17 protein-coding genes are annotated in these 23,576 nt (G+C 65.5%); 10 read left to right on the top strand and 7 right to left on the bottom strand.

The features are described from left to right. Positions 1–2,217, top strand: coding sequence for a TonB-dependent receptor (locus tag CHB97_RS16270; RefSeq protein WP_089289053.1), 2,217 nt, complete (start codon positions 1–3; stop codon positions 2,215–2,217). Positions 2,218–2,308: 91 nt separating this feature from the next. Beyond that, positions 2,309–3,592 (top strand): MFS transporter, encoded by a 1,284-nt coding sequence (locus tag CHB97_RS16265; protein WP_089289052.1) that lies wholly within the window; start codon positions 2,309–2,311, stop codon positions 3,590–3,592. 33 nt (positions 3,593–3,625) lie between these two features. Here CHB97_RS16265 and CHB97_RS16260 read toward each other — a convergent pair whose 3' ends face one another. Then, positions 3,626–5,542 (bottom strand): ATP-binding protein, encoded by a 1,917-nt coding sequence (locus tag CHB97_RS16260; RefSeq protein WP_089289051.1) that lies wholly within the window; start codon positions 5,540–5,542, stop codon positions 3,626–3,628. 421 nt (positions 5,543–5,963) lie between these two features. Between CHB97_RS16260 and CHB97_RS16255 the strand changes: the two genes are divergently transcribed. Both CHB97_RS16255 and CHB97_RS16250 read left to right on the top strand, forming a co-directional pair. After that, positions 5,964–6,698 (top strand): molecular chaperone, encoded by a 735-nt coding sequence (locus tag CHB97_RS16255; protein ID WP_089289050.1) that lies wholly within the window; start codon positions 5,964–5,966, stop codon positions 6,696–6,698. 67 nt (positions 6,699–6,765) lie between these two features. Beyond that, a complete protein-coding gene (locus tag CHB97_RS16250) occupies positions 6,766–9,312 on the top strand; it encodes a fimbria/pilus outer membrane usher protein (RefSeq protein ID WP_089367463.1) in 2,547 nt (848 codons plus the stop codon). Here the strand turns inward: CHB97_RS16250 and CHB97_RS16245 are convergent. Continuing rightward, positions 9,278–10,690 carry an amidase gene (locus CHB97_RS16245; RefSeq protein WP_089289048.1) on the bottom strand — a complete coding sequence of 471 codons (1,413 nt, stop codon included), beginning with the start codon at positions 10,688–10,690 and terminating at the stop codon, positions 9,278–9,280. The two genes, CHB97_RS16250 and CHB97_RS16245, sit on opposite strands and share 35 nt — an antisense overlap. A 326-nt stretch (positions 10,691–11,016) precedes the next feature. Here CHB97_RS16245 and CHB97_RS16240 point away from each other — a divergent pair, with 326 nt between their 5' ends. The 3 genes from CHB97_RS16240 to CHB97_RS16230 all read left to right on the top strand — a co-directional run bounded on the left by CHB97_RS16240 (position 11,017) and on the right by CHB97_RS16230 (position 12,954). Next, the gene (locus tag CHB97_RS16240) at positions 11,017–11,925 is read left to right on the top strand and encodes a spore coat protein U domain-containing protein (RefSeq protein ID WP_160105934.1); all 909 of its coding nucleotides are present in this window, start codon (positions 11,017–11,019) and stop codon (positions 11,923–11,925) included. Positions 11,926–11,997: 72 nt separating this feature from the next. Next, entirely contained in the window at positions 11,998–12,468 is a 471-nt protein-coding gene (locus tag CHB97_RS16235; RefSeq protein WP_089289046.1) for a hypothetical protein, read from the top strand. Positions 12,469–12,594: 126 nt separating this feature from the next. Continuing rightward, positions 12,595–12,954, top strand: coding sequence for a hypothetical protein (locus tag CHB97_RS16230; protein WP_089289045.1), 360 nt, complete (start codon positions 12,595–12,597; stop codon positions 12,952–12,954). Here CHB97_RS16230 and CHB97_RS16225 read toward each other — a convergent pair. Further along, positions 12,949–13,806, bottom strand: a complete 858-nt coding sequence (locus CHB97_RS16225) for an alpha/beta fold hydrolase (protein WP_089289044.1) — start codon at positions 13,804–13,806, stop codon at positions 12,949–12,951. The genes CHB97_RS16230 and CHB97_RS16225 overlap by 6 nt on opposite strands. A gap of 360 nt (positions 13,807–14,166) precedes the next feature. On the opposite strand from CHB97_RS16225, the gene CHB97_RS16220 reads away from it, so the two are divergent. The 3 genes from CHB97_RS16220 to CHB97_RS16210 all read left to right on the top strand — a co-directional run bounded on the left by CHB97_RS16220 (position 14,167) and on the right by CHB97_RS16210 (position 18,132). Continuing rightward, positions 14,167–15,324 carry a GGDEF domain-containing protein gene (locus CHB97_RS16220; protein ID WP_160105931.1) on the top strand — a complete coding sequence of 386 codons (1,158 nt, stop codon included), beginning with the start codon at positions 14,167–14,169 and terminating at the stop codon, positions 15,322–15,324. Positions 15,325–15,430: 106 nt separating this feature from the next. Then, complete coding sequence (locus tag CHB97_RS16215) at positions 15,431–17,017, top strand: sodium:solute symporter (protein ID WP_089289042.1); 1,587 nt, start codon at positions 15,431–15,433, stop codon at positions 17,015–17,017. 83 nt (positions 17,018–17,100) lie between these two features. Further along, the gene (locus CHB97_RS16210; protein ID WP_089289041.1) at positions 17,101–18,132 is read left to right on the top strand and encodes a LacI family DNA-binding transcriptional regulator; all 1,032 of its coding nucleotides are present in this window, start codon (positions 17,101–17,103) and stop codon (positions 18,130–18,132) included. A 2-nt stretch (positions 18,133–18,134) separates the two neighbouring features. On the opposite strand, the gene CHB97_RS16205 is transcribed toward CHB97_RS16210, so the two are convergent. From CHB97_RS16205 to CHB97_RS26440, 4 genes are all read right to left on the bottom strand, one after another. Further along, positions 18,135–18,566, bottom strand: coding sequence for a Crp/Fnr family transcriptional regulator (locus CHB97_RS16205; protein WP_160105928.1), 432 nt, complete (start codon positions 18,564–18,566; stop codon positions 18,135–18,137). 113 nt (positions 18,567–18,679) lie between these two features. Continuing rightward, positions 18,680–19,372 carry a hypothetical protein gene (locus tag CHB97_RS16200; RefSeq protein WP_143270962.1) on the bottom strand — a complete coding sequence of 231 codons (693 nt, stop codon included), beginning with the start codon at positions 19,370–19,372 and terminating at the stop codon, positions 18,680–18,682. Then, entirely contained in the window at positions 19,369–22,404 is a 3,036-nt protein-coding gene (locus CHB97_RS16195) for a CHAT domain-containing protein (protein ID WP_089289038.1), read from the bottom strand. The genes CHB97_RS16200 and CHB97_RS16195 overlap by 4 nt, the downstream gene beginning before the upstream one ends. Next, positions 22,398–23,576, bottom strand: a 1,179-nt coding sequence (locus tag CHB97_RS26440) for an MBG domain-containing protein (protein WP_305764484.1), incomplete at its 5' end; no start/stop codon positions are given. The genes CHB97_RS16195 and CHB97_RS26440, both read right to left, overlap by 7 nt.

The following is a 23,576-nucleotide window of genomic DNA, read 5'->3' as shown; positions in this document are numbered from 1 at the left end:
ATGAAAGCGTCAGCAAAACCCACTATCCGCCTGCTCTATGCCAGCACCGCCCTGTTCACCCTGCCGGTGCTGGGAACACCCGCCGCCCTGGCCCAGCAGCAGACCGCCGCCAGCGCGCCGATGATGGAGGAGATCGTCGTCACCGCCCGCCGGCGGGAGGAATCGCTGCAGGATGTCCCCGTCTCCATCACCGCCTTGACGGCGGAAACGCTGGAGATGCAGGGCTCCCCCGACATTACCAGCCTGACCAAGATGACGCCGAACCTGACCATGCAGCCGGCGCGCGGGTCCAATTCCACCCTGATCGCCTTCATCCGTGGCGTGGGCCAGCAAGACCCGCTCTGGGGGTTCGAGCCGGGCGTGGGGCTTTACCTGGATGATGTCTATCTGGCCCGCCCGCAGGGTGCCGTGCTGGATATTTTCGATATTGAGCGGGTGGAGGTACTGCGCGGGCCGCAGGGCACGCTTTATGGCCGCAATACCATCGGTGGAGCCGTGAAATATGTCACAAAGCGCATCAGCGACACGCCGGAAGGCAAGATCAAGGCGCAGATCGGTTCCTATGACCAGACCGACCTGATCCTCTCCGGCTCCACCCCCATCGGTGAAAAGGTGGGGGTCAGTGGGGCGGTGGCGATGTACCGCCGGGGCGGCTATGGCACCAACCTGACCACCGGCCAGGACCATTACGACAAGGATGTCAATGCCGGCCGGCTGGCGGTGGAGTTCAAGCCGACGGACACCCTGTTCATCCGGGTCGCCGCCGACAAGACGGTGGATGATTCCAACCCCCGCCACGGGTACCGGCTGGTCGCCACACCTACTGTACCCAAGCTCCTTTCCGTCTATGACACCCAGGCGGGGCTGACGGGCAAGAACAAGGTGAAAACAGAGGGCGTGTCGCTGACGGCGGAATATGAGGCGTCCGACACCATCACCTTGAAATCCATCACCGCCTACCGCGATGGGCGCAGCGACACGGTGATCGATTTCGACAATCTGCCGGCCAAGATTCTGGATATCCCCGCCTATTACAAGGATGACCAGTTGAGCCAGGAATTCCAGTTCCTCTATCAGGGTGAACGGTTCCAGGGCGTGGCGGGGCTTTATTACATGGATGGCCATGCCGAAGGGGCGTTCGACACCATTGTCGGGCTGGCCAACCTGACCACGCTGACATCCGGCAGCGTGGATACCAAGAGCTATGCCGCCTTTGCCGACTTCACCTATGACATTACCGACCAGTTCAAGATTTCGCTGGGTGGCCGCTATACGATCGACAAGAAGGAAGGTACGGTCTATCGCGCCAATTTCGCCGGGCTGACCAGCCCGTTCTTCGGCGGTACGGCGCGCAACCCCACGCTGATCCGCAGCAATTACACCAATGAGCGCACCTTCAAGGAATTCACCCCGCGCGTCAGCCTGACCTATCAACCGACGGATGATGTGACGCTCTATACCTCCTATGGCAAGGGCTTCAAATCCGGCGGCTTCGACATGCGCGGCGATGTGATCCTGACGCCGGACACGGTGAAGGGCTATGATCCGGAAATTGTCGATACCTATGAGGTTGGGTCCAAGCTGCGCTTCTGGGACAACCGCGCACGGCTGAACCTGGCGGCCTTCTATTCCGACTATGATGGCCAGCAGGTCACCACCCAGGTGCCCGCCGGCACCACCATCGCCAGCTTTGTCGATAATGTCGGCTCCTCCAAGATCAAGGGCTGGGAGGCGGAAGGCCAGTTCCTGCTGACCGAAGCGCTGATGGCCAGCTTCGCCGTTGGCTATATCGATGCGGAATTCAAGGAATTCCTGCGCTATGACCTGACGACCAAGCAATATGTGAATATTGCCAACACGGCCGTGTTCCAGAACACGCCGAAATGGACGACGAACTTCACGCTTTCCTACACCCATGACATGGGGGATGCCGGCACCGCCACCCTGACCGGCTCCGCCTCCCACCGCAGTCATTTCTCCCTGTTCGAATTCCCCAACCCGACCCTGGACCAGAAGGGCTATACGCTGCTGGATGCCAGCCTGGTCTGGACCACGGCGGATGAACGTTGGCGGGTGGGGCTGCATGGGCTGAACCTGACCGACAAGCGCTATCGGGTGGGTGGCTATAATTTCCCCGGTGCCACCTTTGGCGACAGCATCATCGGCTTCTATGGCGCGCCGCGCACGGTAACGGCGACGGTGGAATATCGCTTCTGATGGACGGCCGGCGGGAATGGCGCGCCACTTGCCGTTCCCGCCAGCCCCGCCTATTGCTTCTTCCGCCCGCGTCCCCAGAGGAAACCAGCCTATGCAAGCAGCCGTATCCCAGGGCCAGCGCCCCTATTATCGCTATTACGTGCTGCTGATTCTGATCCTGGTCTATATCTTCAATTTCATCGACCGGCAGATTCTGGGTATCCTCGCCTCCGCCATCAAGACGGAACTGGGGCTCAGCGATCAGCAATTGGGCCTAATGGGCGGCATGGCCTTTGCGCTGTTCTACACCGCCCTTGGCATTCCCATCGCCCTGGTGGCAGACCGCAAAAGCCGCACCTGGATCATGACCGGGGCGCTGACCATCTGGAGCGGTTTCACCGCCTTATGCGGCTTTGCCACCGGCTTCTGGCAATTATTCCTCTGCCGGCTGGGCGTAGGCGTGGGGGAAGCGGGCGGCGTGGCGCCAGCCTATTCCCTGATTTCCGACTATTTCCCGCCGCAGGAACGCGCGCGCGCGCTGGCCGCCTACAGCTTCGGCATTCCCATCGGCATGGCGGCGGGCGTGCTGTTCGGCGGGCTGATCGCCCACCAGATCGGCTGGCGCTGGGCCTTCATCATCTGCGGGCTGGCGGGGCTGCTGCTGGCGCCGCTGTTCAAGCTGACGGTACGGGAACCGGTGCGCGGTGGGTTTGATGCCAGACCGCTGGGGAGCCAGGCCACAGCCAGCCCCGGCCTGGGCGATGCGCTCGCCCTGCTGTTCCAGAAACCCTCCTTCTGGTTGCTGGCGCTGGGGGCTTCCTGCTCATCCATTCTGGGCTATGGGCTGGCCTTCTGGCTGCCTTCCTTCTTTGAGCGCAGCCATGGGCTGGCTTTGGTGGACCGTTCCATCTTCTATGCCGGTATCCTGTTCTTCGGCGGCATGGTCGGCGTCTGGTTCGGCGGGTCGCTGGGCGACCGGTTCGGGGCCAATGACAAGGGCAATTATGCCCGCGTGCCGGCGGTGGCCTTTCTGATCTCCCTGCCCTTCTTCATCGGCGGCATCATGTCACCGTCGCTGCCGCTGGTCTTTTTCTTGTTTGTGGTACCGCAGGCCCTGTCGCTGATGTGGCTGGGGCCCACCCTGTCGGCCGTGCAACATCTGGTGCCGGCCACCATGCGGACCACGGCATCGGCCATCTTCCTGTTCGTCAACAACCTCATCGGAATCGGCTTCGGCACCTGGTTCCTGGGCGTGCTATCGGATTATCTGGTGCCGCGCTATGGGGCGGACAGCCTGCGCTATTCCATCCTTTATGGCATGGGCTTCTATCTGCTGGCCTCGGGGCTGTTCTTCCTGGCCGCCCGCCGGCTGAACCAGGACTGGCACCGGGAATAAGGCTCGGAGCCTGCCCGAAAACTTTACACGCACTCAGGCCGCCGGCTTGTCCTGCAGGGGCAGCAGGGCGGTCAGGGTGCTGACCAGATTTTCCACCCGGATCGGCTTGGTCAGGAAAGCCTGAATGCCGATATCGCGGCAGAGCTGACGGATCTCCGGGGTGATCAGGCCGCTGTTCAGCGCCACGATGGGCACATTGCCGGCCGGCAGCGGCAGGTTGCGGATATGGCGGGCGGTTTCCAACCCCTCCAGCGCCGGGGTGGAAAGATCGATCAGGATGATGTCGATACGGCGCTGGGCCAGCAGGGCCAGCGCCTCCCCGCCATCGGCGGCCTGCACCACATCGGCCCCGCGCCCGACCAGCAGTTCGGTGGCAACCACCCGGTTTACATCATCCCCTTCCAGCAGCATCACCGCCGGGCCGCCCAGGGGGCCATGCGGCAGCAGCGGGGCGATGTGGCGCGGGCCCCCTTCCGCCTGGGAACCGGGCTGCACCACCGTCAGCGGCAGGGTGACAGTGAAACGGCTGCCCTGGCCGGGTACACTCTCAACCCCGATGGAACCGCCCATCATCTCGGCCAGTTGCTTGGCGATGGAAAGGCCCAGGCCGGCACCGCCGAAGCGGCGGGTCAGGGTATTGTCGCCCTGGGAAAAGGACAGGAAGATGCTGTCCAGCTTGTCCGCCGGCACGCCGATACCGGTATCCGTCACCTCAAACCGCACCCAGACGGGGGGCTGTCCATTCTCCAATGCCGACGCTGCCGCAGCGCCGGGCGGGGGGACAAGCGGTTCCACCGTCAGACTGACATGGCCCTTTTCCGTGAATTTCACCGCATTGCCCACCAGATTGAGCAATATCTGACGCAGACGCCGGCCATCGGCCAGTACCGCCGCCGGCAGGCCAGGGGCCGGGCGCAGGCTGAGCATCAGGCCCTTATGATCGGCCTTGGGCGTCGTCAGCACCATCACTTCACGCAGCAGGGCGCCCAGATCGGTGACGCCGGGGTCCAGCGTCACCCGCCCCGCCTCCATGCGTGCCATGTCCAGCACATCTTCGATCAGGGCCAGCAGATTGGCACTGGAGCTGCCCATCACCTCTGCCAGACGCGCCTGGGAAGGGTTCAGCCCATGGGCACCCAGAATTTGCAGACAGCCCTGGATGGCGTTGATCGGGGTGCGGATTTCATGGCTGATGGTGGCCAGGAATTCCGATTTGGCACGGTCGGCGGCACGGGCCTGTTCAGCCGCCTGCTCGGCGGCAAGGCGCTGCGCCTCCCGCTCTGCCATCAGCCGCTGCGACATGGTGATGACGCCGCCCATGCCGATGGTCATGACAATGAAGGGCTGAGCCATCAGCAATATCTTCATCGTCTCCGTATCCGGCAGGGGGCGGGGCGGATAGGAATTGAACAGCAGATCAACGATATGGACGGCATTGGCGAAAAGCAGGAAGCCGAACCCGCCCAGCAGCAGCCACTCCCCCGCCCCGGTCGGCAGCCCCCAGCGCCGCGTCCCATCGGCCGGGCGCAGCATGTCGATGGCGGCGGAAATCACCGCCGCCTGGATGAAGCCGGAATGCAGCAGCCGATGCAGCCCCTGATCCCCCCGGATCAGGGAGATGGCGGAAATGGCGACGATGACCGCGCCGGCAAACAGCCAGCGCCGCCAATGCATCCGCCGGCCGCGATAGCGGGCCATGCCATCGGCCAGGAAGAACAGCCCGGCATCACGGCAGATGGAGCCCAGCAGCGCCAGGAAGATGCCCACCGGGCCGCTATGGGGTGACAGCCCCAGCAACAGCGGCAGGCCCGGCAAGGCCACCAGCAGCGCCAGCGCCCAGGAGAGCGCGTACCGTTCCGTCCGCCCCTGCCACCAGATGGTGCCCAGCGTCACTGCCGCCCCCAGAAGGGTGGCCGAATTGACCAGCAGGATGGAGAGTAACAGGCTCATCAGCAGGCGGTTCGGGGGAGACGGGGCATGGGTGGCACGGGTTGAAACTGTGATACAGGAGCCGTGTTGATACACGTGAACGCATCATTTTTCTATAGTCGTTTATCAAACAATGCAACACAAACGCCCGAATGGACAAATTTCGATGACTTGCCCTATATTTGCCCCCGCCAGATAAAATCGACCAAAAAGTTAATGCATTAACACGGTATTTTAAATATTCACTTTGCAACACTGGTTGAATTTACACCGGTCGGCCACCGGCTTATCCTTTCGCGTCACCCGGACCAATGGCCTGGAAAAAAGGCCCCCGATGTGATTCAACAGGGGCCGTCGGTCAATCTACCACCATGGTACAGGCCGTGATGGCATCTGGTATCCCTGTCGGCCTCTGGAACGAAATTCATAAGGAATCGGGCTCATGAAAAAGCATCTCCTGCGGTTGGGGATCCTGCTGCTGCCCCTGCTGGGCCTGACGGTGCCGGCATCCGCCTTCCGCCTGATTCCCATCGAAATGAATTTCGAACCCTCTGGCCGCGGCGCCACACAGATATTCCGGTTGGAGAACGATGCCCAAACGCCGGTGGCGGTGGAAATCAGCATCGTCGGTCGCGGCCAGGATGAGAATGGCGAGGATGTGCTGAGCGGGAGCGGCGATGATTGGGTGATCTTCCCCGAACAGCTGATCCTGGAGCCGGGGCAGAACCAGTCCGTCCGGGTGCAGTGGATCGGCAATGCCGCCCCCCCGAAGGAGCTGCCCTTCCGGCTGGTGGCCGAACAGCTGCCCATCGATGTCGGGCAGGCGCCCGCCCAGGGGGCACAGGTGCGGCTGCTGGTGCAATATAAGGCCTCGCTCTATGTTGTGCCGCCGGGTGTGGCGCCGAAGCTGACGGTGCTGTCGGCCGGCCCCACCACCCTGTCCGATGGCGGCACGGTGCTGGACCTGCGGGTGCAGAACAGTGGCACCGCCCACCAGATCCTGCGTGACCCGACCCTGACCCTGGCCGCCGGCAATGCCAAGGTCAGCATCAAGGCGGACAAGCTGGGGGGACTGGCCGGGGAAAATCTGCTGCCGGGGGTGACGCGCCGCTTCCTGCTGCCCTGGCCCAAGGAACTGCCGGTCGGCCCGCTGACGGCCACGATCGCCCTGCCCTGATCATTGCCGGTCCGACCCCTTGCCCCCTTCCCGCCCCTGTCGCCGGTTGCTGCCGCATCGTCCCTGGATGATGCGGCCCCTGGTTGTCTGCGCCCTGGTGCTGCTAGCAACGGACCTGGGGCGGGCGGCGGAGGAAAAGACGGCGGGTAAGCCCGCCGCCTCGGCTGAAGAGCTTTACAAAAAGGTGTTTGGGGCCAAACGTCAGGCCGCGCGCACCCAGAAGGCCGACCTGCCCGTGTTTTTCGACGGGGCGGAGATTGGGCAGATACCGGGCATGGTGGGGCTGGACCCAGCCGATACCGGCTTTGATCTGACAGCGCTGGCAAGCCTGCTGACGCCGCTGGTGCAGCCGGGGGCCTTGACGGAATTCAAGGCCCAGGCCGATCCCGGTGGCTGGACGAAGCCGGCCCAGCTGTCCCGCCAGGGCATCCAGGTGGCCTATGAACCGACGACCCAGGTTCTGCAGGTGACGGTACCGGCCATCGCCCGGCAGCGGCGGGAATTGTCGGTGATGGAACGGGGGGCGGCGGCACGATCCTATGTCGTGGTGCCGCAGGCCGATTTCAGCGCCCAGATGAACATGCGCGCCGCCGCCGATTATCTTTCCGTTCCCGATGGCTTGGGCGAAAGCGGGCTGGGGCCGCTTTCCGTCGTCTATGAACCGGCGGTGAACTGGAAAGGCTGGGTGGCGGAAGGCAATGTCTATTACCGGGAGGATGGCAAAAAACGCTGGGCACGCGGCCCGGTGAAGCTGCTGCATGATTTCCAGGCCAGCGGCATCCGGGCGCAGCTGGGCGATCTCAGCACCCCGGTGACGGGCAGCCAGGTCGGCAAATCCGTGCTGGGTCTCTCCGTGGCGCGGGAATTCTCCATCCGCCCCTATGATCTGGTGCAGCCGGCCGGCAGCCGGGATTTTGTGCTGGAGAACCCGTCGGTGGTGGAGGTGCTGGTCAATGGCCGGCCCAGCCGATCCTTCCGCCTGCAACCCGGTCCTTATAATCTCAACAGCTTTCCGGGAGCGTCGGGCACCAATGATGTGCAAATCCGCATCACCGACGGGTTCGGCCGTGAGCAGGTTATTGATTTCCCCTTCTTCTTCGACAGCCAGCTGTTGGGCGCCGGGGTGCAGGAATTCGGCTATACGGTAGGTCTGCCTTCCAGCATCCGCGATGATGTCTATACCTATGACACGGCCGACCCGATGCTGACCGCCTATCAGCGGGTCGGCCTAACCGATCAGCTGACCATCGGGCTGGGCACCCAGATCGACCGCACCGAAACCAATGTGACGGGGGAGGTGCTGTTCTCCACCAACCTGGGCACGTTCGGGGTGGAGCCGGCGGCCTATCTGCGGCGCAAACCCAACAAGGATGCCGACCCGACGGATAAGGGGCGCAAAGCCGGGCTGGCCGGCACCCTGCGCTACCGCTCCTATGATAATGGCGCGGATAGCTGGGCCAATGGCTCCGTGACAGCGCAATTGAGCTGGTATCAGAAGGATTACCGGAATTTCGGGTCTAATTTCGATAGCGATACGAAATTGGACATGGCAGCCCGCGTTACCCGACCGCTGCTGGAGACTCTGACCCTTTCGCTGGGCGGCCGTTATCGTGATGTGCGCGGCACGGATAGCCGCGATAATTACAGTATTGACCTGTCGCTGCGTCAGCGACTGTGGCGCACGGGCAGCCTGGATGTCACCTTCTCCCACGGGCGGGACAGTCTGGGGGAGCGGGATACCGGCGTCTATGTCACCTCCCGTTTCTTCCTGGATGGCGGGCGGCAGAGCCTGGGGGCCAGCATCGATACCATCGCCGGGCAGCAGCGGCTGGACTGGCGTTATCAGTCCATGCATCCGGTGGATGCGTTGAGCGCCCGGCTGGAATTGACCAATCAATATGGCTCGGCCGGGGACCAGATTCAGGGCGGGCTGAGCTATGTGAACCAGCGGTTTGAAACATCGGTGCAGCATAATCTGGTCCGGCGCAGCCTGGATGCGCGCAGCGAACTGGAAAACCGCACCCAGATGACGGCAGCCACGGCCCTGGCCTTTGCCGACGGCCATGGCGCTGTCACCCGACCCATCAGCAACAGCTTTGCCATCATCGTGCCGCACCCGCGTCTGAAGGGGCGGGATGTCGGGGTTGATCCGGTGGATGATCATTATCTGGCGGAAACCGATTGGTTGGGCGTGCCGGTGGTGCCCAATATTTCCGCCTATCTGGTGCGGCCGCTGCTGCTGGATGTGCCCGACGCGCCGGCCAATTATGATCTGGGGGATGACCGGCCGGCGGTGCAACCGGGATACCGCGCCGGCACCATCGTCACCATCGGCACCGATGCCGTCGCCTCCGTAACCGGTCAGCTGCTGACGGCCGACGGGACCCCCGCCGCCCTGCTGTCAGGCGTGCTGCGGCCGCTGGACAGCAGCAAGGGGGCCAAGGATTTGCCCTTCTTCACCAACCGCAAGGGGCAGTTCCGGGTGGAAAGCGTGCGGCCGGGGCGTTGGGCGCTCAGCATTTTCGGTGTCACCATGGTGGCGGAGACGGTTACCGTGCCGGCCGACGCGGATGGGGAGATCAAACTGCCGCCGATCCACCTGCCGGCCCCGTAACCGCCGGTGCCAGCAGGGCCGCCACGTCCGGCCGCCGCTGGTGCCAGTCGGTGGCCTGCTGATAGGCGCTGGCGATCCCCAGCACCATCCCTTCCCGCCAGGGCAGGCCCAACACCTGCAGGGAAATCGGCAGGCCGGCCCGGTCAAAGCCGCAGGGCAGGGCCGCTGCCGGCAAGTCCAGCCAGTTGGCCGCCCGCACAAACCGGCTGAACGGCAAGGTGCCCTCATCCGCCGCCGCCAGGGCGGGGGCGGTCAGCGCCAGGGTCGGCGTCAGCAAACCATCCACCTCCTCCAGCCAGGCATGGAAACGCTGCTGATCGGCCCGGCGACTGTTGCGCAGGGTCGTTAATTCCGCATCCGAAACGTCTGCCCCCATTTTCAGCCGGGCGCAGGTACCGGGGTCCATTTCGGACTCGTAACGATCTAAGCGATCCCGCCACAGCCGCCAGGCAACCCCCGCCATCAACAGGCCGGACGGTTCGATGGCCGCCGGCAGCGGCAGGGGTGGGCGCACCTCCACCAGCCGGGCGCCCGCCGCCTCCAGCACGCGGCAGGCTTCCAGATAGGCGTCACCCACGGCATTGCTCACCCCATCCAGCCCCTGGTCTGCCAGCACGGCCAAGCGCCGGCCGCGCATGGACAGGGCCAGCGCGCGAGCCGGATCAAAGGGACCGGGTTTCGGCCCCCTGGGTTCCAGCAGGGTGGGCGGGTCGGCGGGATCGGGGCCGGCCATGGCGGCCAGCATCCAGGCGAGTTCCGCCACACTGCGGGCCATCGGCCCCACCGTGTCCAAATCCGGGCAGAGCGGCAGGCAGCCGTTGCGGCTGACCCGGCCCAAGGTGGGCTTCAGCCCGGCAATGCCGTTAAGGGCGGCCGGGATGCGGATGGAACCGCCCGTATCCGTCCCCAGCGCCAGATCGGCCAGCCCCGCCGCCACGGCGACGGCCGACCCGCTGCTGGACCCGCCCGGCACGCGAACCACCGCCGCATCCCACGGGTTACGCGGGGTTGCCGTGGCACGGTTGATGCCCCAGGTACCGAACGCCAGTTCCACCGTATGGGTTTTGCCCAAGGGCAGCATTCCCGCCGCCGCCAGCCGGGTAACGGCAACAGCGTCACTCTCCGAGTCGGCCTTGTGCGGCTGGCGGGAACCGCCGCCGGTGGGCAGGCCGCGCAGGTCCAGCAGATCTTTCACCGCCAGTGTCAGGCCGCACAACCGCCCCTCGGGGAAGCTCTGCCGATCCATGGCCCAGGCCCGTTCGCGCAGCCATTCCGGCTCAAACCCGGCAAAGGCCTGCAGATGCGGGTCCAGCCGGGCGATGGTGCTGATGGCATGTTCGGCACGCTGGGCGAAACGGGTCGGCGAAACGGCGTTCATGGCAATGGTCTCCCATGGCGGGCGGGGACGCGCATGATAGTCGCCATCCGCCCCAGGTCCAGCCCTGGTGATGGGGACAACCACTGCAGGCTGCAACAGGTCGTAGGGCGAATGGCCGATGGGTCATACCACCCAAGAACCCTGGTATTTGCAGATGAAACGGTTAATGATCAATAACCCTTTCTGTTGAGCCTCCTTGATCCCCGTCCATAGCCAGGACGGGGATTTTCTTTTGCCCCATCCCAGGCTGGCAGCCGGCGGGGCGAACTGGCATCCTGCCGGACGGGCATCCGCACCGGGTGCCCGCGCCGATGCCATGTGATGCGATGCCGATGCCTTCTTCCCCCTGCCGCCGCCGGCTTGCCGCCGCCTTCCTGCTGCTGGCGGCGGCATTGCCCGCCCATGGCACTGACCGCTGCGAGGTGGAGGTCGACAATATCGACCGTATCGAGCCCGATGATGATTATGATCCGTTCCGGGGGGCCAATCTCAGCTATCACCGGCTGGAGATAGAGCATGATGATGGCCCCGCCTGCAGTGTGCTGATCGGCATTGATGATGGCCGCAACGGCACCCGCATCATGGAAGATGGGCGCGACCGTCTGGTCTATGAGCTGTACAAGGACAGCGCCCGATCCCAGCGGTTGAACGATATTGGTGGATCGCAGAGCGGCCTGTTCCAGGCCACGTTGACCAAAAAGAACGAAAAACAGAGCCTGACCTTCTATTCCTATATCGAGCCCGGACAGGTGGTGAAGAAGGGCACCTATACCGACCGCGTCACCGTGAATATCTATGAGCTGCGCAACGGGGTTCCCGTCGGCCCCATTGACAGCCGGTCGGTGCAGGTCCGCGCCAAGGTGCGGGAAGTGGTGGGCGCCAGCGTCACCGTCAATGGCGTTTCCCGCCCCCTGTCGGGCAATTCCGGCGTGCTGGATATGGGGGAGCTGTCGCGCACCGGCGGCGGCTCCTTTGAAATCAAGGTCATGGGCAATAGTGACTATGACCTGTCGCTGTCCTCCGACAATGCGGGAAGGCTGGTCTCCGCCGATAACCCCGACGGGATCGGTTATAGCGTCGCCGTCGCCGGGCGCAGCGCCCGGCTGACGCGCGGCAGCAGCTTCAGCCTGGGGGGAGAGGGGACATACCGCATCGATGTGCAGGTGGATGATGTCAGCCGGGCATTGGCCGGCACCTACGCTGATAACTTGATCCTAATCATTTCGGCGCGATAAGCTTCTATCGGATAACCGTCACGACGCGGGACCGATCCGTCGTGGTGCCCAAAATGGGCAGAAGTGGGGTGCATGATGCGCAAATTATCGCAGATTGCCGCTGTCATGGCGGTTGCACTGCTGGCACTGGCCAATCCGGCCGGCCCGGCACAGGGGCAGGCTAGCCAGGCCACCCTGACCATCCGTGGCAGCGTCACGGCCGAATGTTCCATCGGCATTTCCAACAATACCGCCACGGTGAACCTGACGGCAGGCCAGGCCACCGTCCCCGTCGCCACGGTGGAGGAACGCTGCAATGCCGCCAATGGCTATGTGGTGACGGTCGCCTCGCAGAATGGCGGCAGCCTCAGTTCCGGAACGGCGTCCGTGGCCTATGGGCTGCAATATGGTGACGTCGCCGCCCAGAATGGCAGTGTCGCCACCACCCGCGCCGCCAGCGGCCAAGCCCGAAGCACCACGGTATCCGTCTCCGTCCCCGCTTCGCCCTCCCTGCCGGCGGGTGAGTACGCCGACACGGTGATCATCAGCATCACGGCGAAGTAAAGCCCACCCTGTCACCCGCTCTGTTCCTTCAGCGCGGGCGGCAGGGTTTTTTCATATTTTACTTGAGAACAAATCAGGAACATTGTAGCGTCTCCCTATCAGGCCCCGTCATCAGGGAGAACCGTCATGAAGCCCGCCATCCGTCACAGTGCCCTGCCCGGCAGCATTGGTTGCGCCAATTTCCAGGGACATGATTTCGCCATGCATTGCGTCTGCTGTGCGGAGGAATGCACCTGGCGCAGCGATCTGCTGCTGCGCCAGCACGGGCATGATTATCCGGTGGCGGAATTCAGCCGGCAGTTCGTTTGTCAGGGCTGCGGCGGGGTGGGCACCTCCGTTCTGCGGCGGGTGGAACGGCCGCTGGAGCAGCAGGCCAGCCGGTTCCGCCGCATGGCACCGCGCGTGGTGACGGCACCGGAAGGCACACGCCACCCCCGCCCTGTCTGGGGAATGCGGGCGGCCGATGACGGGCTGGCGGCGCTATAGGCCGGCCAGCACCGGCCAGACCGCCCGGCACCGTTCAGAAAAAACCCGCAGATGGCCGATGCTGGCAACACCTGCCGCCGCTGGTTCGATCAGGTGGTTTTCCACCTGGGCGGCCGGATAGAACCCGGCCAGATCACGAACCACCGGCGGCGGCAGCATCGGATCATCGGCAATGGCCACCAGCCGCAACCGGCCCTTCATACGCGACAGGTCCGGCTGCGGCAGGCGGCTGCCCCAATCCCGGCGGTAAAAGCCAGGGGTGACACACCAGCGCCGCCATTCCCAATAGGCGCTGGCCGGCAGGTGCGCCCCCTGGCCCAGCACCCAACCCGGCATATAGCCCAGCAATGTGGTCAGCAACGGCCCCGCCAGATACCAGAAGGCCAGCGCCTTGGGCACGAATCCGGGCGGATGGCGGGACCAATGGGCCGGACCGCTGGCCACGGCCACCATGCGCACCACCTGCGCGGCGCGGTCATGAAAGGGCAGGCCCAACCCGCCCAGCGAATGGCCGATCACCTCCAGCGGCAGATCGGGAAAGCGCTGGTGCAGCAGTTCCAGCGCCGCCGCCTGATCGTGCACGGCCCAATCGGCCATGGTGGCGCGGGCCTGTTTCACCGGCACCTGGGCGGAATGGCCGCAATCACGATAATCATAGATCAGAACCGCCGCCTGGCGTGCCTCTGCCGCCCAGGCGGCAAAGCGGGCGTAGTAGTCCCGTGGCACGCCGGTGGCGCCATGCAGCACGATGGCCGCCTGCGGTTCCCCCGCCGGCTGGAACAAAAGCCCGGCCAGGCTCACCCCCGCCGCACCCGGAATATTGACAGAAGCTGGGACTGCCGCCGTTGCCATGATGCCACCCGTTCGTTCCTGGTCCCTCTCGAATATACGAACGTTCGTGCGAAAATCCAGCACCTTCCGCCAAGCCGCCCAGGTGCGACCGATTGTGCAGGGAGACCCAAGTAAAAAACTGTGCCTATGCCTGCGACAGCATGATATTTGTTGAAACCAGAACCACGCACATAGAAAGCACGGACCCGATAATCTGCCGCAGAAGCAGATATAATAGTTAATTATAACGAAATCCGGCTGACGATGTAAACACGTTAATGGGTTTCTTGAAACTGGTGAGTGTGAATGCTGCTAAATGGCAAGTATCGGCGATTGATGGGACGGCTTGACATACGGTCGAAGTCACCCAGTGCCATTGCCATGTGCGCACGCTCCCAAATTGCCGGCGGGCTGACCCAGGTGACCGTGGCCAGTGCCCTGACATTGGCATTGGCGCAATCCCTGCATCTGATCGCCCTGCTTTCCTGGGCGGCGGCGATCTGGCTGGTATCCCTGTACCGGATATTCACGGCACGCGGATTGTTGCCGCAAACGGCGAATCGCACGGCGGTGGGCCGCTGGCAGCGCGGCAATCTGTGGAATTTCCTGCTGACCGGCCTCCTATGGGGCACCCTGCCCTGGCTGCCCCGGGATGGAGCCAGTGTGATGGTGGTCAGCCTGATTTATCTGGTGCCCACCGGCATTTCGGCCGCCGCCTCGCATAATCTGGGCGCCATGCCGATGGCGCTGCTGGCCCTGGTGGGGCCGATCGCCACCAGCCATGCGCTGTTCGCGCTGGAGATTTTCGACGGGCCGACTGCTGCCGTCATGGCCTTTTTCTCCCTGCTTTACATGCTTGTCATGTGGGTGGGCGTGTTGATGGTGAACAACACGCTGCTGTCGGAATGGCGGCTGGTGCGGCGGAACCGGGGGATTGCCCGGCGCAGCAAGGCCCAGGCCGCCGCCTTGACGCAGATTCGGGCGGAATTGCTGGCCGCCAATGAAAGGCTGTCGCGTCTGGCCGCCCTCGACCCGCTGACCGGGCTGGCCAACCGGCGGCAGTTCCAGGAAAGGCTGCGGCAGAATCTGGCCCAGCATCGCCGCCATGGGACGGCGGGCGCCCTGGTGGTGCTGGATCTGGATTATTTCAAGCAGGTCAATGACACCTATGGCCATGCGACCGGCGATCTGGTGCTGATGGAGGCGGCAGCGCGGATGACCACGTCACTGCGCCCCAGCGATCTGGCCGCCCGCGTCGGCGGGGAGGAATTTGCCGTGCTGCTGCCGGACAGCGATATTGGCACCGCCGTCACCGTGGCGGAACGGCTGCGGGCCGTGCTGGCGGAACTGGTGGTCTACGCCCCGGACGGGCGGCCCGTGCGCATCACCGCCAGCATCGGCGTGGCCGCGTGGCAGCATGATGACCGGGACGAGAGAGACCTGCTGGAACGGGCCGATCAGGCGCTCTACGCCGCCAAACATGCCGGCCGCGACAATATCCGCATCGCCGTGCCTGGCCTGTCGGTGGTGCGCGGCTGAGCCACTGCATACGAATTCTTCTTGGGTGCCGGGGCAAAGCCCTGTCAGATGGCGGCAAGGGCGGCATCTGACAAGCCGCTGGTAATGAAGGTCCAAGGGGGAGAGGATGCCGCCCATCAACGGTCTGGCGACGCTGGATTATGCCGTCATCGCCGCCTATCTGATCGCCATCATCGCGTTCGGCCTGTTGCTGACGCGGCGGCGAGCGACGACGGAGGATTTCTTCCTGGCCTCGCGCGGCTGTACCTGGCCGGTGATCGGCTTGGCGCTGCTGGCCTCCAACATCTCCTCCACCACCCTGATCGGGCTGGCGGGTGCCGCCTATGGCACCGGCATTTCCGTTTATAATTATGAATGGATGGCGGCGGTGGTGCTGGTCTTTTTCAGCATCTTCTTCCTGCCCTTCCTGCTCCGCTCCCGCGTCTATACGCTGCCGGAATATCTGGAGCGGCGGTATAATGGCACGGCCCGGCTCTATTTCTCCGGTCTGACGCTGTTTCTGAACATTGTTGTCGATACGTCCAGCGCGCTTTATGGCGGGGCCCTGCTGTTCAAGCTGCTGCTGCCCGATGTGCCACTCTGGCAGATCGTCATCGGGCTGGCCCTGTCGGCCGGCATCTACACCATCGCCGGTGGTCTGCGGGCGGTGATCTATACAGAGGTGATCCAGGCGCTGCTGCTGCTGGGCGCGTCGATGATCATCGCGGTGAAGACCTTCGCCGCTGCCGGCGGCTGGGACCGGGTGATGGCGGCGGTCGATCCGGCGAAACTATCACTGATCCGCCCGCTGGATGATCCCACCCTGCCCTGGCTGGGCCTGCTGACCGGGGTGCCGCTGCTGGGCTTCTATTTCTGGTGTACCAACCAGTTCATGGTGCAGCGGGTGCTGACCGCCAAGGACGAGAATCACGGCCGCTGGGGCAGCCTGTTCGCCGGCTTTCTGAAACTGCCGGTGCTGTTCTTGATGGTGCTGCCGGGCACGGCGGCCATCCTGCTCTATCCCGGCCTGGAAAGCCCGGACATGGTGTATCCCACCCTGCTGTTGAACCTGCTGCCGGCTGGGCTGGCCGGCATTGCGGTGGCGGGCTTCATGGCCGCACTGATGTCCTCCATCGCGTCCACCTATAATTCCGCCTCCACCCTGTTCACCATGGATTTCGTGCTGCGCCGCTGGCCCAGCCTGTCCAACCGGGCGCTGGTGCGCATCGGGCGGGTGGTGACACTGGTCATGGCCGTGGCGTCGGTGCTGTGGGCACCGCAGATCGAACGGTTCGGCTCACTCTGGCAATATCTGCAGATCATCATCGCCTATGCCGTGCCGCCGGTGATGGCGCTTTATCTGGTGGGGCTGTTCTGGCGCCGGGCCAATGCCGCCGGGGCCATTGCCTGTATCGCCACCGGTGTGGTGGCCGGCATCGCCCTGTTCCTGGCCGTGCCAGTGCAGGGGCTGTTTACGATCCATTTCCTCTATATCGCGCCCTTGCTGTTCCTGGCCTGCACCCTGGCCCTGGTGGTGGGCAGTCTGGCGACCGCCCCTGACCCGGCGGCCAAGAGTGCGGGCATGATCTGGACCCCGGCCTTTTATCGGGAAGAAAGCGCCCGGCTGGCCGGTGAACCCTTCTGGCGCAATTACCGGGTACTGGCGGCGGCCCTGCTGGCCCTGACGGCGGTTATCGTGTGGAATTTCCGCTGATGGATCGCGCATGGGGAGAATTGCCAGCCTGGGTACCCGTCCGCTATCCTGCCGCCGGTCAGCAACCCAGCGCCGGAAGCACAATGCGGGCAAAACGGCCGACCTCATTTGATATTGCCGAACTGGCGGGGGTCTCCCAGTCCACCGTGTCGCGCGCGCTGCGCCATGACAGCATGGTCAGCGAGGATACCAGGCTGAAGGTGGAACGCGCAGCCCGGCAGCTGAATTACAAGGTCGATGTGAATGCGCGCAACCTGCGCTCCCAGAAGACCAACACGCTGGCGCTGCTGATCTATGAAGATCCCGGCACGTCCGACAGCCTGATCAACCCCTTCTTCCTGGCCATGTTGTCCAGCGTCACCCGTGCCGCCGCGCGCCATGGCTATGATCTGCTGGTATCGTTCCAGCAGCAGAGCGGGGAGGGCAATGCCGATTATGCCGCCTCCAAACGCGCCGACGGCATCATCTTTCTGGGCTATGGCGATTACCCCAGCTACATCGCCCGCATCGCCCGGCTGGACGAGGCGGGGATACCCCATATCACCTGGGGCCCGGTGCTGCCGGGGCAGCCGGGGCATTTCATCGGGTCCGATAATGTGCAGGGTGCGCAGGAAGCAGTGGCCCACCTGATCGCCGCCGGGCGGCGACATATCGGCTTTATCGGCGATATTTCAGAGAATTGCCCGGAATTCCGCGACCGGCACCGGGGCTATCTGCTGGCGCTGGAACAGGCGGGGCTGACCGCCGACCCTGCCCTGCGCCTGGATGCGGAGGCATCGGAACAGGATGGCCACCGCGCCGCCCTGGCGCTGCTGGACCGGGGCCGCCCGCTGGATGCGATTTTCGCCGCCTGCGACCTGCTGGCCATCGGCGCCCTGCATGGCGCGCGTGACCGGGGCCTGACGGTGCCGGGTGACCTGTCCATCGTCGGTTTCGACGATATCCAGGCAGCCCTTTACACCAACCCGCCACTGACCACCGTCCGGCAGGATACCGAGGCCGCTGGCCGGCTGCTGGTGGAAAACCTGCTGCGCCTGATGGAAGACCGCCCCATCGACCAGACCATCATCCCGACACGGCTGGTGGTGCGGGGGTCTTGCCGGCGGGTGGGGTGACCTTACCCTGCCGTCCCTTCATCGGCTTCCGCCAGCATCGCCACATCCTCATTGGGACTGATCTCGCGGGATTTGATGGCGGTGACGGCCAGCATCTGGCTCATCATATCTTCCAACTGGCTGTTGGAGGCGCGCAGGTTGCGGGCCAGGATGCGGACGATGGAGGCGACGAACGGGTCGGCATCGGCCAGCCGGGCCCGCACCTTCTCCCCCGAAATGATGATCAGCACCGTATCTTCGATGGCCGTGGCCGAGGCGGACCGGGTGCCGTCGTCGATCAGGGCCATTTCACCGAACAGGCAGTTCGGCCCCACCTCCGCCAGCACCACCGGATGTTCCGGTTCCCCCCGCCACAGGCGGACACGGCCCGACTGCACCAGATACATATGTTCGCCCCGGTCACCGGTGGCGAAGATCTGCTTGCCCGTGGCCACGAACTTCCGATTTAAAATCCCGCCCGACATCGCATCAACCCTTTCCCGATCCCATGCAGGGATCATCCCATCCTCAGCCCGTCAATTGGCACGCCATCCCCGTGCCGGCAAGATCAACCCTTCAGCAGGGCCTGCGCCTGCCGGTCGCAGCCCCGTGCCAGCAGCCAGCCGCCCACCATCTTCCGTGTCGTCACCGCATCGGGCAGATGGTGGAAGGTGATGGCCGCCGCATTGCCATCCAGCTCCAGCAGGAAGGTGGCGCCTTCCTGCACCGGCAGTTCGGGCAGGGCCAGCCGCTGTTCCCCCGCCGGCCAAGTAGCATTGGCGGTCCAGCTGCGGTCGGCCGGCATCAGGGTCAGGCTCTGCTGCTTCTGCGCGGCGGCCCGCCACAAAACCAGAGTATGGCCGGGTCGCAGACAGCCGGAACCAGAGGCAGCGGCATCAATCAGCCAGGGGTCCGGCAGGGGCACCGGCTGGCCAGCATCCCGCGCCGCCCCCAGCGCGCTAGTATCGGCGGCCCGCGCGCCCATCAGGTCCGCCAAGGCCTGTACCGTGCCGCCCTGGCTGCCGGCGGCCTTGGCGGGAATGCCGGTGAAGGGGCCGCGCAGGGTGATCTGGCTGCCATCTTCGGCGATCAGCACCATCTGCGCACCATCGGGCAGGGTGAGGGGCTTGTCATCCGGCACCAGGGTGCCGGGCGCCATCGCCACCCCGCGCGCGTCCACCAGCACCAGCGAGCCTGCCAGGGCGGCGGGCACCAGCAGCAGGGCGGCAAGGGCGACGGAAAGACGGTGCAGCATCATCATTCTCCGGCAGCGTGGGCGGGACCGGCGGCCCCCACCAGGGTGAAGGCCGCCCAGTTGAACGGGTGGGCGCTGGCCGGCTGGGCCACCATGGCGCGTTGGGCGGCGGCCAGGGCACCGGCCAAGTCCCCCTGCGCCGCCGCCCGGTCGAACAGCCCGGTCATCAGCCGTACGGTGGGCAGGGAAGGCACCTGCCAATGCGTGACCAACAGCGACCGGGCCCCGGCAAAGAAGAAGGATTCCGCCAGACCGGAGAGGGCCTCTCCGCCCAGCCTGGCATCACCGCCCGCCGTGTTGCAGGCCGACAGCACCACAAGATCAGCTTTCAGGCGCAGCAAGGCAATATCCGATGCCGTCAGCAAGCCATCATCGGCAGCACTGGCCGGGCGGCTGGCGGGTGGGGCCAGCGCCAGACCCGGCTGGGTCTGGCAGCGCAGTTCGCCGGGCAACAGCCCATGGGTGGCGAAATAGATCACCCGGTAATCGCCCAAGCCCCGGTCGCGCACCGCCGCCTTGGTGACAGCGGCCCCGGTCAGGATATCGGCCGGGACTGCACCCAGCTTGCCCCCCACCTGCCGCACCTCATCCGCCGTTTCCGGCAAGGGGGTAAGCGCGCGCAGCAGGGCCGGGTCCATCACCGCATCGGTGCGGCAGCTTTGCGCCAGGGCGGCCATGCCATTGCCCCCCTTGGTCCCCTGGAAGGGCGGGGCGGCGAAGCCGATAAAGGGTTTGGGGGCTGCCGGACGCGCCGCCAGCCGTTGCAGCGCCACCAGGGCCGGGATGGAGGGAACCACCGATACCGACCGGTCCCGGATCAGCCAGGCCGCCCCGGCATAGTCCCCTGCATCCCCCGGTGCCGACACCAGCAAAGCCGGCGGCAGGCTGAGCAGGGCGGCGGTGGGCACGAAGACCAGTGATCTGGCGCCCTGCAACGCCCCCTCCGCCGGCCCCAGCAGCCGGCGATAAAGATCATGGGAAAGCGCCAGATCGAACGGCGGCAGGGCACCGGCCCGCGGGGTCAGGCCCCGGCGCAGGCTGGCCACCCGCTCTTCCAGCGCCGCGCGGGAGAGGGAAACCGGGAAGGCCGTCACCCCGTCCCGCCGCACCACGAAGCCGAAGCCGCCCTCGCTGCCGAACACATGATAGATCACCGCCTCATCCGCCCGCAGCAAGGCGGACAAATCCGCCGGGGCTACCGGGGCCGCACGCGACAGGCGGGCATAGTTGGGGAAGGCCGCCTGAAGCTGGCGTTCCAGCGCCTGGGCCGATGTTGCTGCCGCCTCTAACTGTTTCAGCAGGGTCGCTTCGCGTGCCCGGTCGCGCTGGCTGTCTGGCTTGGCGGTTTCCGCCGCCGCCTCAATGCGCAGCCGGTCGCGCTCGCGCACGGCATCTTGCTGCTGGCGCACCAGATCGGCCACGGCGGGGTCAGCGGTGGCAAAGCGGGTGGCAGCACGGGTGATGGTCTGTCCCACCACCCCTTCGCGTACCTGCTGCACGGCCAGAAACATCTCTGCATTCAGGGCCGGACGGGCGGCGGGGTCCGCCGCTGCCAGCCGGTCCAGCACCGCCAGATAGGGCATGATGCGGTCCAGCGGCAGCGGCGCGCCACCCGGCAGATCGCGTACCATGGCCAGCCCTTCGCGGTAGATGCTGGCCGCCGCCGCATCCTGGCCCGCCTGGGCATAGACCCGGCCCAGTTCCAGCATCGCCGAGGCGACAGGCCAGCCCTGGCCGAACAATTGCCGGTTCGATGCCACCGCCTTGGACAGCAGGGCCGCCCCACCCGCCACATCCCCCCGCCCGGCCAGGGCCAGACCGTGGATGCCCAGGATACGGGCGTTCCACCAGGGCGGCAGGCCGCGCGTGCGCTGATACAGCCGATCTGCCTCCGCCGCGGCCGCCTCTGCCAGCCCATACTGCTTCAGGCGCAGGGAGACGGTGGCTTCCAGCAGCAGCGAATGGATCAGGTCGCCGCGCGCCGCCGCCAGACTGCCCAGCACGGCGCGGTTGGCACCGCCACCGGCGGCATCTTCCAGATCATCCACCAGGGCGCGCCGGGTGGCGCTGGCATCACGGCTGAGACTGAGTGCGCGCTTTTCCTCCCCGTTATTGGCGGCGTGGAAAGCCATATAGCTGGCCAGCCGGGCGCGGGCCGCCTTGTCGAAGGATTGCTGCAACAGCCTATCGGCGCGGCGGAACAGGCCGTCGGCCTCCTCCCCCCGCCCCTGGTTGCTGACCTCCAGTGCCAGGGCCATCAGCGTGTCGCCAGCACCGGGGCTATCATCGCCCAACGCCCGCGTCTGGATGGCGAGCGCGCGACGATAGGCCTCCTCGGCGGCGGCATAATCCTCCACACTGTTGGAAAGCCGGCCCAGCTCGCTCAACCGCTCGAAATCATTCAGATCGCCGCGCCCGAAGCGCAGCGCATCATCGCCCAAAGCTGCCCGCAGGGCCGCCTGGATATCCTGCATCCGGGCGGTCGGGGCTTCGCCCCCCTTGCCTTCCAGCCGGTCGGCCATGCCCAGCAGCAGATCGGCCACGGCGGGGATACCATCGGCCTGATAAAGCTGCTTTCCCCGCGCCAGGGTGATGCCCACCCAGGGCCAGCCGCCTTCGCGAAGCTGGCAATTGGCCAGCAGGGCGCTGCTGCCATCGGCCAGGGCGATGGGCTGGGCCGGCTGGCAATTGGCGCGTTGGGCCAGCGATCCGGCCCAGCCGGTGCGCCCACCTTCCACCGCCAGTTGGCGCAGCCGGGCCGCAGGTTCCTCGGGCAACGGATCGTAAAGGGCGGTCACGGCAATGGAACCGCTGGCCTGTTCCCAGGCCCCGCAGAACAGGCCGAACGGACGCGTGCCACCATCGGCGGTGGCGGGAATGGCGCGGCATTCCTCCCCAATGGCATTGGCGCCGAAGGGCAGGGGCGCATCGGCCTTGGCCGCCGCTGTACCGTTGGCCGGTTTGCCCGCCTGCCCGCCACAGCCGCCCAGCGCCAGCAGGGCCAGGGCGGTGATGGTTGCCTTCCAGACGCTCACCATACCCTCCCCAGGTTGGGGAATTGCTGTTCCAGGCCGGGGGTACCCTCCGGCGCCTCTGACGGCAGGCGGCGCTGCTGGCCCAGCAGACCGGGGATCATCTCCTCCGTTTTGGAATCCTCATCCGCTGCGGAACCGGAGGCCGATTGCACCACCTGGGTGGTGGCGGCCAAGGCGGCATCGGCGCTGATGCTGGCGGCGGGCGGATTGCTGCCGCTGCCGCCGGTCGTGCCTGCCCCGCTGGCGAGGCCCGCCGGGGCGGTGGTAATGCTGCCCGCGTTCGCCACCACTGGGGCTGCCACGCTGGCCAAGGCGGCGGTGGCACTCGCCACGCTGGGGGTCTGCGGCAGCTGGGTGATGGTGGTGACCGGGGCGACATTGGCAACCGCCGCCGGCAGGCTGCCGCCACCGGTAACGGTCAGCAGACCATCGATATAGGTGATGTCGTAATTGCCATTGCGGATGCCGCCAGCCTTGATGGCATAGGCCCCCGCCGGGGAATCCACCGTAGCGCTGGTGGTAAAGGCCAGCCCCGTCAGGCTGGCCACGCCATCCCCATTCACCAGCCCCTGATAACGGGCGGTGAAAACCGGGTTGGCCACACCGGCCGCCCGGCTGACACTGTCCACCGCCACGGTCAGCAGGGCCGGTGTTATCGTCAGGGCCGCACCCTGGTAACGGATCGTGTAATTGGCATTGGCGATCAGGCTGCCCTGGCCGATGGCGTAGAGGCCGACATTCTCCCCTGCTACCCGGTCGAGGGCGCCGGAGAGCACGGCCGCCGCACTGTCACCCCGCTTCAGGCCGGCAACGCTGTAGATCAAGGCCGGATCGGCATCGCCATAAACCCGGCTGATGGCGTTGGCCGTTACGGTCAAGGCCGCCGGCGTGATGCTGAGCGTCGAGCCCGTCACGCTCAGCGTGTAATTCGCGTTGGATGCGAGGCTGCCCTGGCTGATGGCGTAGGTACCGACATTCTCACCGGCAGCCCGGTCGAGGGTGCCGGACAGAACCGCCGTGGCGCTGTCGCCGCGCTTCAGGCCGGCAACGCTGTAGCTCAAGGCGGGATCGGCATCGCCGTAAACCCGGCTGACGGCGTTGGCTGTCACCGTCAAGGCCGCCGGCGTGATGCTGAGCGTCGAGCCCGTCACGCTCAGCGTGTAATTGGCGTTGGA

This window comes from Azospirillum sp. RU38E, from assembly GCF_900188385.1.
GTDB lineage: Bacteria > Pseudomonadota > Alphaproteobacteria > Azospirillales > Azospirillaceae > Niveispirillum.
This window is presented reverse-complemented; position numbering and strand designations above follow the sequence as displayed.

Excerpts from the sequence above, each read along its gene's own strand:
- CHB97_RS16265 (WP_089289052.1), top strand. The coding sequence starts at position 2,309 with ATGCAAGCAGCCGTATCCCAGGGCCAGCGCCCCTATTATCGCTATTAC.
- CHB97_RS16235 (WP_089289046.1), top strand. The coding sequence starts at position 11,998 with ATGATGCGCAAATTATCGCAGATTGCCGCTGTCATGGCGGTTGCACTG.
- CHB97_RS16195 (WP_089289038.1), bottom strand. The coding sequence starts at position 22,404 with ATGGTGAGCGTCTGGAAGGCAACCATCACCGCCCTGGCCCTGCTGGCG.
- CHB97_RS16245 (WP_089289048.1), bottom strand. The coding sequence starts at position 10,690 with ATGAACGCCGTTTCGCCGACCCGTTTCGCCCAGCGTGCCGAACATGCC.
- CHB97_RS16225 (WP_089289044.1), bottom strand. The coding sequence starts at position 13,806 with ATGGCAACGGCGGCAGTCCCAGCTTCTGTCAATATTCCGGGTGCGGCG.
- CHB97_RS16220 (WP_160105931.1), top strand. The coding sequence starts at position 14,167 with ATGTGCGCACGCTCCCAAATTGCCGGCGGGCTGACCCAGGTGACCGTG.
- CHB97_RS16215 (WP_089289042.1), top strand. The coding sequence starts at position 15,431 with ATGCCGCCCATCAACGGTCTGGCGACGCTGGATTATGCCGTCATCGCC.
- CHB97_RS16240 (WP_160105934.1), top strand. The coding sequence starts at position 11,017 with ATGCCGATGCCTTCTTCCCCCTGCCGCCGCCGGCTTGCCGCCGCCTTC.
- CHB97_RS16210 (WP_089289041.1), top strand. The coding sequence starts at position 17,101 with ATGCGGGCAAAACGGCCGACCTCATTTGATATTGCCGAACTGGCGGGG.
- CHB97_RS16270 (WP_089289053.1), top strand. The coding sequence starts at position 1 with ATGAAAGCGTCAGCAAAACCCACTATCCGCCTGCTCTATGCCAGCACC.
- CHB97_RS16250 (WP_089367463.1), top strand. The coding sequence starts at position 6,766 with ATGATGCGGCCCCTGGTTGTCTGCGCCCTGGTGCTGCTAGCAACGGAC.
- CHB97_RS16255 (WP_089289050.1), top strand. The coding sequence starts at position 5,964 with ATGAAAAAGCATCTCCTGCGGTTGGGGATCCTGCTGCTGCCCCTGCTG.
- CHB97_RS16260 (WP_089289051.1), bottom strand. The coding sequence starts at position 5,542 with ATGAGCCTGTTACTCTCCATCCTGCTGGTCAATTCGGCCACCCTTCTG.
- CHB97_RS16200 (WP_143270962.1), bottom strand. The coding sequence starts at position 19,372 with ATGATGATGCTGCACCGTCTTTCCGTCGCCCTTGCCGCCCTGCTGCTG.
- CHB97_RS16230 (WP_089289045.1), top strand. The coding sequence starts at position 12,595 with ATGAAGCCCGCCATCCGTCACAGTGCCCTGCCCGGCAGCATTGGTTGC.